This window comes from Streptococcus anginosus, assembly GCF_900636475.1.
GTDB lineage: Bacteria > Bacillota > Bacilli > Lactobacillales > Streptococcaceae > Streptococcus > Streptococcus anginosus.
In genome coordinates this window covers 821,212-837,722 of sequence record NZ_LR134283.1, presented here as the reverse complement: position 1 = coordinate 837,722, position 16,511 = coordinate 821,212, and the positions used below count along the sequence as shown (strand labels likewise).

Below are 16,511 nucleotides of genomic sequence, written 5' to 3'. Positions count from 1 at the left end.
ATGAGCGAGAAAGGATTTAAGTATAGTATTTTGGCATCGGGTTCTACCGGTAACTGTTTTTATTTAGAAACTCCAAAGAAGAGGTTGTTGATTGATGCGGGCTTGTCTGGGAAGAAAATTACCAGCTTATTGAGTGAGATTGACCGCAAGCCAGAGGATTTGGATGCTATTTTGGTGACGCACGAGCATAAGGATCATATCCACGGTGTGGGCGTTTTGGCACGGAAATATCATTTAGACATCTATGCGAACCAAGAAACATGGAATGCTATGGAAGTAGCGCTTGGGAAGATTGATGTCAGTCAGAAGCATATTTTTGAAATGGGAAAAACCAAGACATTTGGCGATATTGACATTGAAAGTTTTGGTGTTAGTCATGATGCGGTTGCGCCGCAATTTTACCGATTGATGAAGGATGATAAGAGTTTTGTTCTACTGACGGATACTGGCTATGTTAGCGATCGTATGGCAGGGATTATTGAAAATGCGGACGGGTATTTGATTGAGTCTAACCATGATATTGAAATCCTTCGTAGCGGAGCTTATCCTTGGAGTCTGAAGCAACGGATTTTATCTGACCAAGGACATTTGTCGAATGATGACGGGGCAGAAACCATGATTCGTACGTTGGGTTATCGCACTAAGAAAATCTATCTAGGTCATCTTAGCAAAGAAAACAATACCAAAGAATTGGCTCATATCACAATGATCAATCAATTAGCACAGGCTGATTTGGCGGTTGAGCATGATTTTCATATTTGTGATACATCGCCGGATACGGCGACACCTTTAACAAATATTTAGGAGAAAGAATGCGAATTTTTTACTTAATGATTGGTTTTATTTCAGTAGGATTAGCCCTTTTGGGAGTTGCTTTACCGCTATTACCGCCCCCCCTTTTTGCTGTTGGCGATTGCATGCTTTTCACGCTCTTCCAAACGATTTGAAAAATGGCTATACCATACTAAGTTGTATCAAATCTATGTGGCGGGCTTTTGCGAAACAGGTGCTATTGCTCGGGAGCGTAAAAGAAAAATTCTTATTTCCATTTATATTCTAATGGGAATTTCTATCTTCTTTGCACCTCTTATCTAGGTGAAGTTTGCTTTAGCTGCCTTAACTCTTTTTATGACGTATTATTTATTCAAAGTCATTCCAGATAAAGAATGAAAATTCATTTCATCTCTGGTGAACTTTTCCTATCAAATTCTTGGTATCGTTGGAGTATCAAGGATTTTTTTGATATAATAGTAGAGAATTTGTTTTCATTTTATATTCTGCGAAGATCTCTTCAAACTTCGTCGGATTTCACAGTCACAGTCTGGGTGACTGTGAGAGGTGGCAGAGAAGGAAAGCGAAGCTTTTGTCAACCTTGCTGTATTCTTTGTTGCTGATTTCGTTGATTGCACCAGCAACTTCAAAAGCTCAAGTAGAGTTTTTGCCTCACACGCATTTGCTTTCTAGTTCCAATTGTCTGGGAGACAGCTGAGCTGGAGGTGATTGTTAAATTTTTGATGTTCATTAAGTATTAAAAGAAAAAGTTCTTCTTGAAAGGAGAAAAAATGAGAGATTTATATAAAGTTTTGAGTCAGCAATTTGGAATTGTCTTCCAAGATGAAAAGTTGCTGGAGACAGCTTTTACACACACTAGCTATGCCAATGAGCACCGCCTCTTAAACATTTCACACAATGAGCGCTTGGAATTTTTAGGAGACGCTGTTCTGCAATTATTGATTTCAGAATATCTGTATAAAAAATATCCGAAAAAACCAGAAGGGGACTTGTCAAAACTTCGCTCAACCATTGTACGTGAAGAGAGTTTGGCTGGTTTTAGTCGAGATTGCCAGTTTGATCAATTTATCAAATTAGGTCGTGGCGAAGAAAAGTCAGGTGGGCGTAATCGGGATACCATTCTTGGGGATTTATTTGAAGCCTTTTTAGGAGCTTTGTTGCTAGATAAGGGAGTGGAAGCGGTCAAAAACTTCCTGTATCAAGTCATGATTCCAAAGGTAGAAGTTGGAGACTTTGAGCAGGTGGTTGATTACAAGACCAAGCTACAAGAACTGCTCCAAGTCAATGGTGATGTCGAGATTGTCTATCAAGTCATCTCTGAGTCCGGTCCAGCTCATGCCAAAGAATTTGCTGTAGCGGTATCTGTTGATGGCAGAACGGTTGGACAAGGTCAAGGACGCTCGAAAAAATTAGCAGAGCAGGAAGCTGCTAAAAATGCATTTGAAAAGGAAAGTCATTCATGTATTTAAAAGAAATTGAAATTCAAGGTTTCAAATCTTTTGCAGATAAGACCAAGGTAATATTTGATCAGGGAGTGACAGCAGTCGTTGGACCAAATGGCTCAGGAAAGAGTAACATTACTGAAAGCCTGCGTTGGGCACTGGGAGAGTCCAGTGTTAAAAGTCTTCGTGGCGGGAAAATGCCAGATGTCATTTTTGCGGGGACTGAAACTCGCAAACCACTGAATTATGCTTCTGTTGTTGTCGTTTTGGACAATAAAGACCGTTTTATCCAGCAAGCTGCAGATGAGATTCGTGTGGAGCGTCATATTTATCGCAGTGGGGATAGCGAGTATAAAATAGACGGTAAAAAGGTACGTTTACGAGATATTCATGATTTGTTTATGGATACAGGGCTCGGACGAGATAGTTTTTCCATTATTTCCCAAGGAAAGGTGGAAGAAATTTTCAATAGCAAGCCAGAGGAGCGCCGTGCCATTTTTGAAGAAGCGGCTGGCGTACTGAAATACAAGACGCGGCGCAAGGAGACTGAAAGCAAGCTCAGCCAAACACAAGATAATCTAGATCGGCTGGAAGACATTATTTATGAGCTCGATAGTCAAGTGAAGCCTCTTGAAAAGCAAGCTACGACAGCTAAGCAGTTTTTGAAATTGGATGAGGAACGCCGTGCTCTTTATTTGGATGTATTGATTGCTCAAATAAAGGGAAATAAAACACAGCTGAATGATACTGAAGAACGGCTTGTGGGGATTCAGCAATCTTTGTCTGCTTATTACAGCAAACGTGACCAGCTAGAGCAAGAAAATGCTCTTCTGAAAGAAAAACGTCATGATTTGCAAAAACAAATGGCAGATGACCAAGCGAGTTTGCTTGAACTAACACGCCTCATCAGTGACTTAGAACGCCAAATCGAAGTTTCCAAATTAGAATCTAGTCAAGCTGCCAGCAGTCGGAAGGAAAATGAGGAACGCCTGAAAGGATTGACAGAAAAATTAGAGGCGGTTCAAACAGAATGGCAGGGAAAAGACGAGCAGTTGACTGATTTTGCTGTAAAATTGGAACAAAATCAACAAGCGATTCATAAATTAGAAGCTGAAATTGAGGCATTTTCGGATGATCCTGACCAGATGATTGAAAAATTACGTGCTGAATTTGTCCAATTGATGCAGGAAGAAGCGGACTTGTCCAATGACTTAACTGCTTTAGAAAGTCGCTTAGCCAACGAATTACAATTATCTGAAAGCAAACAAGCAGAATTTGCTAAGTTAAAAGAAAATTTAAAGAATCTTCAAATCAACGAGCAAAGTCAACTGGAAGATTTAGAAACAGCTCGGCAGTCGGTTCAGCAGTTACTGGCAGATTATCAGGCACAGCTAAAGCAAGTTCAAACTGTAAAAACGAATTATCAGCAGAACCAAACGGCAATGTTTGATTTAATGGATGATGTAAAAAATAAGAAGGCGCGTGTTGGTAGTTTAGAAGCTATTCTGAAAAATCACAGTCATTTCTATGCTGGGGTGAAAAGCGTTCTTCAAGAAGCAGAGCGCCTGGGCGGTATTATCGGTGCTGTTAGTGAAAAATTGAGCTTTGATTCGCATTACCAGACAGCACTTGAAATTGCACTTGGAGCAAGTAGCCAGCATATTATCGTAGAAGACGAACAAGCTGCGACACGAGCAATTGAATTTCTGAAACGCAATCGAACAGGACGGGCAACTTTTCTGCCACTGACAACGATTAAAGCGCGGCATTTACCAGATCATCATCGAGCAAGCATTGAAAAAAGCACTGGTTTTCTTGGTCTAGCTTCGTCTTTGGTGCGCTATGATAAGAGTTTAGAGCATATTTTCCAAAATTTGCTAGGTACAACAGCCATTTTTGATACGGTAGAAAATGCGCGAGCAGCTGCTCGCAAAGTTCGGTATCAAGTACGAATTGTCACGCTGGATGGAACAGAATTGCGGACAGGCGGTTCTTATGCAGGTGGCGCTAATCGAAATAACAATACGATTTTCATCAAGCCGGATCTGGACGCTTTACAAAAGGAACTTTCTGAGAAGAATGTTACATTAGCCGAACAAGAAAGGCAAGTGGAGGATTTGCACACACAGCTAAGCCAAGCCAACAATCTGTTAGAAGAAATAAAAGTAAGTGGTGAGGAAGCACGATTAGCAGAGCAAAAGGCTCAAATGGCTTATGAGCAAACGCACAAACAGGTTGAAGACTTATCTGAGCTCTTAGTGCTGCAAGAAAGAGAGTTATCTCGTGAAGTTCTTCCTGATATGGCGGAGCAAAAAGAAAAGTTAGTCAATCGCCTTGCAGAAATTGAGCAAGAGAAATCCGAAACAGAAGCTGAGATTGAGCAGATTAAGTCGGATAAAGATGCTGTTCAAGCACGTTTAGACAAGCTAACAGCCCGCTTATCTGAGCTTCGTTTGGCTCGTACCGAGCTGACGGGGCATCAGCGTTACGTTCAGACGGATCTCACGCGTTTGTCCAATGAAAAATCTGAATTGGACAAAGAGATTTCAACTTTGCAATTTTTAATGGAGCAAAAGGAAGAGACCGCTTCAAAAGTGGATATTGCTGTTTTAGAAGAGCAATTAACACAGGCAGAGCAGGAAAAGACAGCTTTGAACCAAGCCAATATTCGGTGTCAGTTTGAACTGGACGATTTGGAAGGGCAAGCAGAAGATCTTACCAGTCATCTGGAACAAGCCCGCCAGCAAAATGAGGATCTGATTCGCAAACAGGCAAAAGCAGAAGCTGAAAAAGATAAGATTGCAGATGTTCTTCGTCGTCTTCTGACGAATTTAACAGATGATTATCAAATGTCTGTTGATGAAGCTAGTAAACAGGCTCGTCCACTAGAAAATCTTGCGGTTTCTGAAACTAAGGTCAAGGATTTAGAAAAAGCTATTCGGGCACTGGGCCCAGTCAATCTTGATGCGGTAGAGCAATTTGAAGAAGTCAGTCAACGACTGCATTTCCTCAATACTCAAAGAGATGACGTACTCTCTGCGAAAAATTTGCTTTTGGAAACTATCGAAGAAATGAATGATGAAGTAAAAGAACGCTTCAAATCAACCTTTGAAGCGATTCGTGAGAGCTTCAAAGTGACTTTCAGACAGATGTTTGGCGGCGGTTCAGCTGATTTGATTTTGACCGAAGGTGATCTTCTGACCGCTGGGGTAGAAATCTCAGTACAACCACCTGGTAAGAAAATTCAGTCGCTCAATCTGATGAGCGGAGGAGAAAAAGCTCTGTCAGCTTTGGCATTACTCTTCTCCATTATCCGTGTCAAAACGATTCCATTTGTCATTTTGGATGAGGTGGAAGCTGCACTTGACGAAGCCAATGTCAAACGTTTCGGAGACTATCTCAATCGTTTTGATAAGGACAGCCAGTTTATTGTGGTGACCCATCGTAAGGGAACAATGTCTGCAGCGGATTCTATCTATGGAGTGACCATGCAAGAATCTGGTGTGTCAAAGATTGTTTCCGTTAAATTAAAAGATTTAGAAAGTATGTAAAATGAATATAAAATTAGTTGCGACAGATATGGACGGCACCTTTTTAGATGACAAAGGTCAGTTTGACATTGTTCGACTGAAGCAGTTGTTGCTCCGTTTTAAAGAAAAAGGCATCTATTTTGCAGTCGCCAGTGGACGCGGTTTGCTGTCATTAGAAAAGCTATTTGAGGATGTGCGAGATGAGATAATTTTTATTGCTGAAAATGGCAGTCTGGTAGAATTTCACGGAGAAGATCTTTATGAAGCAACTATGTCCAAAGATTTTTATCTGTCAGCTTTTGAGAAATTGAAGACATCTCCTTTCATCAATACCAGTGAATTGCTTCTAACAGGTAAAAAAGGCTGTTATGTCTTGGAAACGGTTGATCCAGCTTATTTAGCTTTTAGTGCGCACTATAATGAAAACATCCAAAAAGTAGCTCGCTTGGAGGATATTACAGATGAAATTTTCAAATTTACAACCAATTTTTCTGAAGAAACAGTAGCTGCTGGTGAGGCCTGGGTCAATGAACACGTTCCTGGTGTCAAAGCCATGACGACAGGTTATAAGTCAATTGATATTGTCCTAGACTATGTGGACAAGGGCGTTGCCATTGTCGAATTGGCGAAGAAATTAAATCTTGAAATGGATCAGGTCATGACATTTGGTGACAATTTGAATGATCTACACATGATGCAAGTAGCAGGTTATCCCATTGCCCCTGAAAATGCTCGTCCAGAGATTTTGGAAGTAGCCAAAGAGGTCATTGGGCATCATGCGGCGCATTCAGTTATGACGTATATGGAGGGCTTATAATGGCAGATATAAAATTGATTGCCCTAGATTTAGATGGGACTTTACTAACTTCTGAGAAAAAAATTTCAGAGCGAAATTTGGCAGCTCTTAAGATGGCTCAAGAGCAGGGAATGAAGATTGTTTTGACGACCGGTCGCCCTCTAAAAGCAATGGAGCTTTTCTTAAACGAATTAGGCGTTGCTAATCAAGAGGATGAATACACCATTACTTTTAATGGTGGTTTGGTGCAACGCAACACAGGGGAAATTCTTGATAAAACAGTTTTTGCTTATGACGATGTGGCTCGTATTTTTGAGGAAACAGAAAAGTTAGGTTTGCCGTTGGATGCGATTTGTGAAGGAACTGTCTACCAAATCCAGTCAGATCATGAATCGCTTTATCAAACTTGCAATCCTGCTTTAATATTTGAGTCAGTTTCATTTGCAGATTTATCTAGCCAACAAACGTATAATAAATGTGTGACAGCTTATGCACCAGCTCCGCTTGATCGTGGTATTGCTCAACTTTCGTCCGATTTATTTGACAAATATGAAATTTTTAAGTCGCGCGATATGCTGTTAGAATGGTCTCCGAAGAATGTCCATAAAGCAAATGGCTTAGAAAAATTGATCGCTCATTTAGGAATTGAACAAAGTCAAGTCATGACTTGCGGAGATGAAGCAAATGACCTATCTATGATAAAATGGGCAGGACTTGGTGTAGCTATGCAAAATGCAGTAGCAGCAGTCAAAGAAGTTGCCAATGTGGTGACGCCGATGACCAATGATGAAGATGCTGTTGCTTGGGCTATAGAAAAATATGCACTGAAATAAAGGAGGGATTTAATGGGGTTATTTGATCGCCTTTTTGGTCGCCAAAAAGAAGAAAAACCAGTTGAAAATATTCCTGAAGGAGCTGTAGAAACAGCATCAGAGGATCATCAAGGAGAGAAGCTAGAAACAGCAGAGGCAGCTCCTATAGAGAATGCGCAATCAGAGAATCTAGATAAACAAACATTCCAAACAGAGCTGAAAGAACGCCTTGCTGAGGATGAAGCACGTCTTGAAACCATTCAAGAAAAAGTAGAAGAAATGGAGCCAAAGTTGGCTGATATAGTAGCAGATGCAGAGTCAGCTGAAAATGATTCGCAAGCTCCAGAAAATCATATATTACCAAATGAAGCTGTAGCTGTTCCGCAAGCTGATGAAAAAGTTCTTTCACCAAATCCAACTCACCAAGCAGGTGCTGCTACAGATTTACAGGAACGTCTAGCAGAAGCTAGAAGACAGCAGGCAGAACAAGAAAATATGAGGCAGCTGGACGAAGCGAACGCATGGTCAAGCTCAGCAGAGTCAACTACGGTAGAGAAGACTATTAGCGAATCAATTGAAGCAAGTTCATCTATTCAAAAAGAAACGGTTCAGGAAAAGTATGACCGTAGTCTTAAAAAGACACGGACAGGTTTTGGAGCGCGGCTTAATGCTTTCTTTGCTAATTTTCGTTCGGTAGATGAGGAGTTTTTTGAAGAGTTAGAAGAACTCTTGATTACGAGTGACGTGGGAGTGCAAGTCGCTTCTAGTCTGACAGAAGCCTTACGTCAAGAAGCTCGCCTTGAAAATGCCAAAAAGCCAGAGGCTCTTCGTCGGGTCATCATTGAAAAGTTAGTAGACATCTATGAGAAAGATGGTCAATTTAACGAAAAAATTAATTTACAAGACGGTTTGACAGTCATGCTTTTTGTGGGTGTAAACGGAGTTGGGAAAACCACTTCGATTGGGAAATTGGCTTATAAATATAAGCTGGCTGGCAAGAAAGTCATGTTAGTTGCGGCTGATACTTTCCGTGCAGGAGCTGTTGCTCAGTTGGTGGAATGGGGACGTCGAGTAGATGTTCCGGTTGTGACAGGTCCAGAAAAGAGTGATCCAGCTAGCGTTGTTTATGACGGTATGGAGCGTGCAAAGGCTGAAAATGTGGATATTCTCATGATTGATACAGCCGGGCGCTTGCAAAACAAAGATAATCTAATGGCAGAATTAGAAAAAATTGGACGGATTATCAAACGGGTAGATCCTGCTGCACCACATGAAACTTTCTTGGCACTGGATGCATCAACTGGCCAAAACGCCCTTGTTCAAGCTAAGGAATTTTCAAAAATTACGCCAGTAACAGGAATTGTCTTAACAAAAATCGACGGAACTGCGCGTGGTGGTGTCGTTCTTGCAATCCGTCAAGAGCTGGATATTCCAGTTAAACTGATTGGATTCGGAGAAAAAATTGACGATATTGGAGTATTTAACTCTGAAAACTTTATGAAAGGGCTCTTAGAGGGCTTGGTATAAGAAAAAAGACTTGCAATTCATTCATTTTGCAAGTCTTTTGTATATATTTACTTTACCCCAATCGTCCTTCTTTGCGATAGGCTTCGTCTGGACGCCAATTCCAATCAGCTTCAAATTGGTTAAGGAGCTCAAAGCTGGCTTCGGGTCCCATAGTACCTGATTTGTAATGATGAAGTGGAACTTCTTTATTTGCCCATAAGGCTTCAATACGGTCAATCAATTCCCAACTAGAGCGAACTTCGTCCCAGTGGCTAAAATTGGTTGAGTCATTGTTTAGCACATCGTAGATGAGCTTCTCATAAGGTTCTGGTGACGCACCAGAAGCTGTTGCATCTGTACGATAATCAAGTGTCAATGGAGCTAAGTTAAATTGCTCGCCCACCTCTTTGCCGTTCATGCTAAGAGAAAATCCTTCAGTTGGCTGAATGTAAATCGTCAGCACATTTGGTTGAAGCGAGGAGCCGAAAATGGATTCCATTTGCTTGAAGACAATGTTGACATGGGTTCCCTTGGCAGTGAGACGTTTTCCAGTACGGAAGAAAAATGGCACCCCGCGAAATCGGTCACTATCTACAAAGAATGCACCAGAAGCAAAGGTTTCTGTGGTAGATTCTGGGGCAACATTTGGTTCACTACGATAGGAAATGTACTTTTTCCCGTCCACTTTGCCAGAAGTGTATTGACCACGAATGAAGAGCTTTTTCAAATCATTATCGGTCGGCTTGTGTAAGTGTTTGAAAACCTTAATCTTTTCAGCACGAATATCATCTTTGGTAAAAGTTTTGGGTTTGTCCATAGCAAGCAAAGACAGGAGTTGAAGTGTGTGATTTTGCACCATATCGCGCAGTGCACCTGAATGGTCGTAATAACCACCACGTTCTTCCACACCTAACTTTTCAGCAAAGGTAATCTGTACATTGTCAATATAATCACGATTCCAGACATTTTCAAAAAGAAGATTGGCAAAGCGAATGGCAAAAATACTTTGAATCATTTCTTTGCCGAGATAATGGTCAATCCGGAAAATCTGTTCTTCGTCAAATGTTGCCAACAAATCGTCGTTCAGTTTGCTAGCAGAGGCAAGGTCTGTGCCGAAAGGTTTTTCTACAATTAAGCGTTCGAACCCTTTCCCGTCTACAATTTGCTCGGATTTGAGGTGTTTAGCAATCGTACCAAAAAACTGAGGAGCCATAGACAGGAAGAACAGTTTGTTATGTTCTGCTTGATATTGCTCATCAAGGCTGTTTTGTAGCTTCCTTAATTCGATATAATGTTCAGTATCTTGGACGTCATGACTTTGATAATAGAAATGGCTAGCAAATTCTTGCGCTTGCTCAGGGCTATCAGCGAGATCTGTGATAGACTCGACCACGACAGATTCAAAATATTCCTTGCTCCAAGGCCTGCGAGCTGTACCGATAACGGCAAAATGCTTAGACAGATTGCCAGATTTATACAATCTAAAAAGAGAAGGATAGAGTTTTCTTTTTGCCAAATCTCCACTGGCACCAAAAATTGTAATAATCACTTTTGAAGACATTTTGAACACCCATTTTCTAATATTTTATTTATTTTACCATAAATTGATTAAAATTTCTGATTTTTGATAACTCGAAATAAAGAGTAAAAGAGATAAAAAATAAGGATAACAAGGAAGAAAAGAAGTAGAAAGACAAGATGCACACCTGTTGTAGTATTAGGAGCTTGATTGACCATGATAGCAGCAATCGCCGTTCCTAAAGCTCCAGCAAATGTTTGAGCCATTTGAAAGAGAGCAGTGGCATCTGGCGACTTCTCACGACCAATTTGTGAAACAGACAAAGCCATCGTGTTATTGAACGCCATATTGCGCCCAATCGTGAAGAAAATATAAAAAAGGATGATGAGTGGTAATGTTAAGGCTTTTGTAAAGAATGCAAAAATAGAAACAGCTAAGAAAAAGAGGAGATTCCCACCATATAGAGAAAGTTTGGGTCCCTTGGTATCATACAATTTTCCAAAGAAAGGTGCCGAAAAAGCTCCTAACATTGTTCCAGGAAGCAGTGCAAAACCAGCGGCAGAAGTAGCCTCGTGTTTTACTAAAACTAAGAAATTAGGAATCAGAAAATTGGCTGATAAATTTGAAAATTGGTAGAGAAAGAAAGGAATAATTCCTAGTAAAATAACTGGATTTTTCAAAATACGAATATCTAAAAAAGGATGCTCTACCGTTAAACTTCGCCAAACGAAAAGGACAAGTGATAATAAAAAGATGATGACAAAAGTCCAATTAAAGCTACCTTCTTCTAAGCTAGAAATGGTCATAATAGAAAAAGTAAGCGAGAGGGTAAGGAGTAAGAAAGAAATCCATTCAAAAGGGCGTTTCTTTCTATTGGGAGTATTTTCTAAAAAGAAAAATCCTAAAATGAAAGAGATGATCGGAATCGGCATGATGAATGTGTAAATCATATGCCAATCAAACAAACTAATCATAAAGCCGCCATAAGTGGGACCAATCGCAGGAGCTAGGCTTATAACGAGTCCAGACAGTCCCATGTAAAACCCGATTTGATTGCGCGGAATACGTTCTACGATAAGATTAAACATAAGTGGCGTGGCAATTCCAGTTGCAGAACCTTGTAAAATGCGGCCTAGCATGAGTAGGGCGAAATTTGGCGCAAGCATCGCTACACCGTTTCCTACTGTAAAAATAGCTAGGCTGGTAAAGAGAATTCTACGTTCAGACCAGTTGTGTGCTAGTGTGGCTCCTAGTGTAATTGTAATGGAGACAGCGAGCAGGTAACCTGTTGTAATCCATTGCAATGTGCCAAGGTCTGTATGAAAAACTTTCATAAGGTGCGGAAAGGTGACATTCATACTGGTTTCAGACAGAATTCCAGCAAAAGCAATGAGTGCTGTAGCGAGAATAGAGAGCAAGTTTTTCCTTGAAACGGGTTGGTTTTGATGTGACATAATACCTCCTAAAAATATAAATTTCTCTTATTTTATCATAATTACTTATAAAAGAGCATAATAGGAGACCTAGAGAAATACTTCTCAGGTCTTCTTTTGCTTATTTAATGTTGTTTAAAATACGCGGTAAACATACGGATTGCTAGGTTTTTCAACTTTCTTGAAACTATCTACTTCAAGCGTTGGCAAGCTTTGTCCTAGTTGCTTATGGTAGCGAATAGTGATTTTTCCACTCGCTCTTATCCAAGTATTATTGTCAAAATGCTCTGTATTACCAGTTGTCAGAAGTCCATAAACTCCCGAATCTGCGATACAGTGGATAATACCGAAACGGAAAAGAAACTGGCTGTTTTTATCGCTTGGGTCGTTGTAGACAAAGCCAGTAAATTCCAAGCGTTTCCCTGCAAATTCATCTGGATAATCATAGAGGACTTCCATGACTTCCATATAATTTTCCGTCGTAACGGAGATGACATCTTTTTTCAGATATTTTTTTGCAGCTGCCCGCATTTCCTTCTCGTAAGCACTTTTAGTAAAATAGGTACTGGTATCAGGTTTCAGGTATTGATTAGTAGTGCCTTCATCAGCCTGAATGCTCTTTGAACTACCATCAGCTAGTGGAAAATGGTAGCCCTTAGCAGAAACGGTTGTAGAGTCCAAATTGACCGTTGGAAAGAAGAGAGCAACGATAAGTGGTACAACAAGAAAAGCAATGCTAGCAAATTTTGCTGAGCGGCTCGTCAAATGGCTGTGTACTTTCATTTTTTTCATCCAGACGATGAGCTGCACAATAGCTAGCACAAAAGAAAGTATCATGGAAATATATGCCAAATAAGAAAAATGCATGTTGATGTATTGATTGAGCTTGCCAGAAAGTTGCAAATACATGGTGATTTCAAAGTAACCAGCTAAAATTAGAAAACGAATCATAGCACCACCCCCACAAGCCAAGAGTAAATGACAACAACTAAACTAACAATTCCAATGAATTGCCAGATGAATCGTACTTTGAGGTAATTTTTCATCATGAGGATATTTTTCACATCTAGCATTGGTCCAATGACGAGAAAAGCCAGAACTGGCGCTAAACCAAAGCTAGAAATGAGCGAACTGCCGATAAAGGCATCTGCTTCACTGCAAAGTGAGAGAAGAAATGCAAGCAGCATCAATAGCAAAATAGCCATAAGCGGTGTTGCACTAATGGAAGTCAGAATGCGTGTAGGCACGTAGACTTGCACTAGACTGGCAAAGAGACAACCAAAGACTAAGTAACGACCTGTATCAAAAAATTCGTCAATAGACTGCACAAACACTTGAAATACTTTCTTTGGCTGACTTAAATGAGAGAAGTCGTGTTCATGCTGAATAACTCGATTCTCTTTTTGAATAGTTGCCGTGTTGAGAAAGCCAAAGAAAATTCCTAAGATGATTGCAACAACAATAGAGCCAAGGGCTCTGAGTAAAGCCATTTTAAATGAATTCCCGAAGGCAGAATAGGTCGCAAAAAGAACGATAGGATTGATAACAGGTGCTGTCACCATAAAAGGAACAGCTGTGTAACTTGGTACTTTCTTTTCCAAAAAGCGATTGATAATAGGGACAATTCCGCACTCGCAAGAAGGGAAAATAAAGCCAATAAAAGTACCAAAGAAAATCCGACCCCATTTATTCTTAGGCAGATAGCGATAAACTTTGTTTGGTGTAATATAAACCTCTATAAAACCTGAAATAATACTCCCAATTAGCACAAAAGGTAGTGCTTCGATAATAATGGAGAGGAAAATCGCACCAGCTTGTAGCACACTAGGTGGCAGTTGATTAAAAAAGCTCATGACTTTTTAGCCTTTTGCTCTTTCTTGGTCTTTTTTTCTTTTTCATCAGGAAATTCTACCTTTTCGATTTTAGGTAACGTTGCAAATTCTTCAAACATTTTGTCCAAATCATCTGAACGCGTAAATTTAATAGCCATAACAGCCTCCTTTTCCTTTTTAACTATTATACTATCATTTTGAAAATTATGGTGAAATAAAGTCAGCAGAATAGTAATTAGCTTGTGAAAGAAGGAGATGAATGTGGTATAATGTTCTTTATGGAAATAAATATTATCGAACTATCGCAAAGTTTAAAGATTAGTCAGAAGCAAATTGAAAAAGTATTGGAACTGACAGCAGAGGGCAACACGATTCCGTTTATCGCTCGTTATCGGAAAGAAATGACAGGTAATTTGGATGAGGTAGAGATTAAGGCTATTCTTGATTTGGATAAAAGTCTGACGAACCTCAGAGAGCGTAAGGCAACGGTGCTGGCAAAGATTGAGGAACAAGGAAAGCTGACGGACAAATTGCGTGCGGCCATTGAAGCAGCTGAAAAGTTGGCTGATGTGGAAGAACTTTATCTTCCTTACAAAGAAAAACGTCGGACAAAAGCTACGATTGCACGTGAAGCAGGACTTTTTCCTTTGGCACGACTCATATTACAAAATGCTGCCACTCTTCAAGAGGAAGCAACTGCCTTAACTAACGAAACATTTCCGACGACAGAAGCAGCTCTAGCTGGAGCTGTAGATATTTTAGTGGAAGCCATTTCAGAAGATGTACAACTGCGTGCTTGGACTTATCATGAAATGCTGACAAATTCAAGCATTGTTTCAACTTTAAAAGATCAAGATTTGGACGAAAAGCAAGTGTTTCAAATCTATTATGACTTTTCCGAAAAAATCGCAGATATGCAGGGGTATCGCACCTTAGCACTGAATCGTGGTGAAAAGCTAGGTGTTCTCAAAGTTAGTTTTGAGAATAATGTAGATAAGATTATCCGCTTCTTTGAAGTGCGCTTTAAGGTCAAAAATGACTACATTCATGAAGCAATCCAGCAAGCTGTGAAAAAGAAAATCATTCCAGCTATGGAACGTCGGATTAGGGCAGAATTGACCGAAACTGCAGAAGACGGAGCGATTCAGCTTTTTTCAGATAATCTGCGAAATCTGCTCTTGATTGCGCCACTCAAAGGACGCGTGGTACTAGGATTTGACCCAGCTTTTCGGACAGGAGCAAAATTAGCAGTCGTAGATGCAACTGGAAAAATGCTGACAACTCAGGTTATCTATCCTGTTCCACCGGCAAAAGCAGCGCAAATTGAAGCTTCTAAGCAAGATTTGTCAGACTTGATTGACCAATTTGGTGTTGAAATCATTGCTATTGGGAATGGAACAGCTAGTCGTGAAAGTGAAGCATTTGTCGCTGAAGTATTGAAAACTCATCCAAACGTCAGCTATGTTATTGTCAATGAAAGCGGTGCGTCTGTTTATTCTGCTAGCGAATTGGCGCGGCATGAGTTCCCTGATTTGACCGTTGAGAAACGTTCGGCTATCTCTATCGCACGTCGACTGCAAGACCCTCTTGCAGAGCTAGTTAAAATTGACCCAAAATCAATCGGTGTCGGTCAATACCAACATGATGTGAGCCAGAAGAAATTATCTGAAAGCTTGGATTTTGTCGTAGATACCGTTGTTAACCAAGTCGGCGTTAATATCAATACCGCAAGCCCATCTCTTCTATCGCATGTGGCAGGGTTAAACAAAACGATTTCTGAAAATATTGTCAAATATCGTGAAGAAGAAGGCGTGATTCGCTCGCGTGAGGAGATTAAAAAAGTTCCTCGTCTAGGTGCTAAAGCATTTGAACAGGCGGCAGGGTTCTTACGGATTCCCGAAAGTGATAATGTTTTGGATAATACAGGTGTTCACCCAGAGAGTTATCCAGCTGTTGAGAAATTGTTCCAAACGCTTGCAATTACGGACTTAGATCAAGCCGCTCAAGAAAAATTGCAGTCTTTAGATGTCAAAAAAGTTGCTGCAGATTTGAACTTGGGAGAAGTTACCCTCAAGGATATCATTGCAGACTTGCTCAAGCCAGGACGTGATATGCGTGATTCATTTGATGCACCAGTTCTGCGTCAAGATGTCCTTGATATAAAGGACTTACAAATTGGGCAAAAGTTAGAAGGCGTTGTCCGCAATGTTGTTGATTTTGGTGCTTTTGTCGATATTGGCATTCACGAAGATGGCTTGATTCACATTTCTAAGCTCAGCAACAGCTATGTCAAACATCCGAGTCAAGTTGTTTCTGTTGGTGATTTGGTAACCGTTTGGGTAGACAAATTGGATATAGAAAGAGAAAAGGTCAATCTTTCCTTGGTGGCACCGCGTGAATCTAACTAACTATGTCAGACAAGTCTCTTTGGAAGATTTTGGCAAAGAATTTCGACATACGGCTTCTTGGAATAAGCGTCTTCGCTCAACAGGTGGACGCTTTTTTCCAAAGGATGGTCATCTCGATTTTAATCCTAAAATCTATGAACAGTTTGGTTTGGAAACTTTCCGAAAAATTGTGCGGCATGAGTTGTGCCATTATCATCTTTACTTTGAAAAGAAAGGTTATCGACATAAGGATCGAGATTTCAAGCAATTATTGAAATCCGTGGACGGTTTGCGCTATGCGCCTACTTTATCAAGCCAATCATCTGCAAAAATGCTTGTTTATCAATGCTTGCATTGTCGTGCACAATATCATAGAAAAAGACGAATCAATACTGAGCGGTATTGCTGCGGACATTGTCAAGGGAAACTCATTTTTATCAGACAGTTGCAGTCTTAATGACT

At 40.3% G+C, this 16,511-nt stretch carries 13 protein-coding genes and 1 pseudogene; 9 read left to right on the top strand and 5 right to left on the bottom strand.

Annotated elements, in window-relative coordinates; translation table 11 throughout:
- The 7 genes and pseudogenes from EL079_RS04125 (at position 1) to ftsY (ending at position 8,899) form a co-directional block, all read left to right on the top strand.
- A complete protein-coding gene (locus EL079_RS04125; RefSeq protein ID WP_003032665.1) occupies positions 1-804 on the top strand; it encodes an MBL fold metallo-hydrolase in 804 nt (267 codons plus the stop codon).
- Positions 805-812: 8 nt separating this feature from the next.
- A pseudogene (locus EL079_RS04120) lies at positions 813-1,170 on the top strand (YbaN family protein).
- A gap of 392 nt (positions 1,171-1,562) precedes the next feature.
- Complete coding sequence (rnc, locus tag EL079_RS04115; protein WP_003032757.1) at positions 1,563-2,261, top strand: ribonuclease III; 699 nt, start codon at positions 1,563-1,565, stop codon at positions 2,259-2,261.
- Positions 2,252-5,785, top strand: coding sequence for a chromosome segregation protein SMC (gene smc / locus EL079_RS04110; RefSeq protein ID WP_003032703.1), 3,534 nt, complete (start codon positions 2,252-2,254; stop codon positions 5,783-5,785). Before rnc ends, smc begins: the two co-directional genes overlap by 10 nt.
- A gap of 1 nt (position 5,786) precedes the next feature.
- A complete protein-coding gene (locus EL079_RS04105; RefSeq protein WP_003032723.1) occupies positions 5,787-6,581 on the top strand; it encodes a Cof-type HAD-IIB family hydrolase in 795 nt (264 codons plus the stop codon).
- Positions 6,581-7,393 (top strand): Cof-type HAD-IIB family hydrolase, encoded by an 813-nt coding sequence (locus EL079_RS04100; RefSeq protein WP_003032687.1) that lies wholly within the window; start codon positions 6,581-6,583, stop codon positions 7,391-7,393. The genes EL079_RS04105 and EL079_RS04100 overlap by 1 nt, the downstream gene beginning before the upstream one ends.
- A gap of 12 nt (positions 7,394-7,405) precedes the next feature.
- Entirely contained in the window at positions 7,406-8,899 is a 1,494-nt protein-coding gene (ftsY, locus tag EL079_RS04095) for a signal recognition particle-docking protein FtsY (protein ID WP_003032673.1), read from the top strand.
- A 52-nt stretch (positions 8,900-8,951) separates the two neighbouring features.
- Here the strand turns inward: ftsY and zwf are convergent, their stop codons facing one another.
- The 5 genes from zwf to EL079_RS04070 all read right to left on the bottom strand — a co-directional run bounded on the left by zwf (position 8,952) and on the right by EL079_RS04070 (position 13,820).
- Positions 8,952-10,439 carry a glucose-6-phosphate dehydrogenase gene (gene zwf / locus EL079_RS04090; RefSeq protein WP_003032763.1) on the bottom strand — a complete coding sequence of 496 codons (1,488 nt, stop codon included), beginning with the start codon at positions 10,437-10,439 and terminating at the stop codon, positions 8,952-8,954.
- Between the two features lie 47 nt (positions 10,440-10,486).
- Positions 10,487-11,851, bottom strand: a complete 1,365-nt coding sequence (locus EL079_RS04085) for an MFS transporter (RefSeq protein ID WP_003032710.1) — start codon at positions 11,849-11,851, stop codon at positions 10,487-10,489.
- Between the two features lie 114 nt (positions 11,852-11,965).
- Positions 11,966-12,781, bottom strand: coding sequence for a TIGR03943 family putative permease subunit (locus EL079_RS04080; protein WP_003032772.1), 816 nt, complete (start codon positions 12,779-12,781; stop codon positions 11,966-11,968).
- Positions 12,778-13,683, bottom strand: a complete 906-nt coding sequence (locus tag EL079_RS04075; RefSeq protein WP_003032699.1) for a permease — start codon at positions 13,681-13,683, stop codon at positions 12,778-12,780. The genes EL079_RS04080 and EL079_RS04075 overlap by 4 nt, the downstream gene beginning before the upstream one ends.
- Positions 13,680-13,820, bottom strand: a complete 141-nt coding sequence (locus EL079_RS04070; protein WP_003027644.1) for an SPJ_0845 family protein — start codon at positions 13,818-13,820, stop codon at positions 13,680-13,682. Before EL079_RS04070 ends, EL079_RS04075 begins: the two co-directional genes overlap by 4 nt.
- Before the next feature lie 120 nt (positions 13,821-13,940).
- Here EL079_RS04070 and EL079_RS04065 point away from each other — a divergent pair, with 120 nt between their 5' ends.
- A complete protein-coding gene (locus tag EL079_RS04065) occupies positions 13,941-16,070 on the top strand; it encodes a Tex family protein (protein ID WP_026248157.1) in 2,130 nt (709 codons plus the stop codon).
- Positions 16,057-16,506, top strand: a complete 450-nt coding sequence (locus tag EL079_RS04060; protein WP_003032681.1) for a SprT family protein — start codon at positions 16,057-16,059, stop codon at positions 16,504-16,506. The genes EL079_RS04065 and EL079_RS04060 overlap by 14 nt, the downstream gene beginning before the upstream one ends.
- Positions 16,507-16,511: the final 5 nt, after the last annotated feature.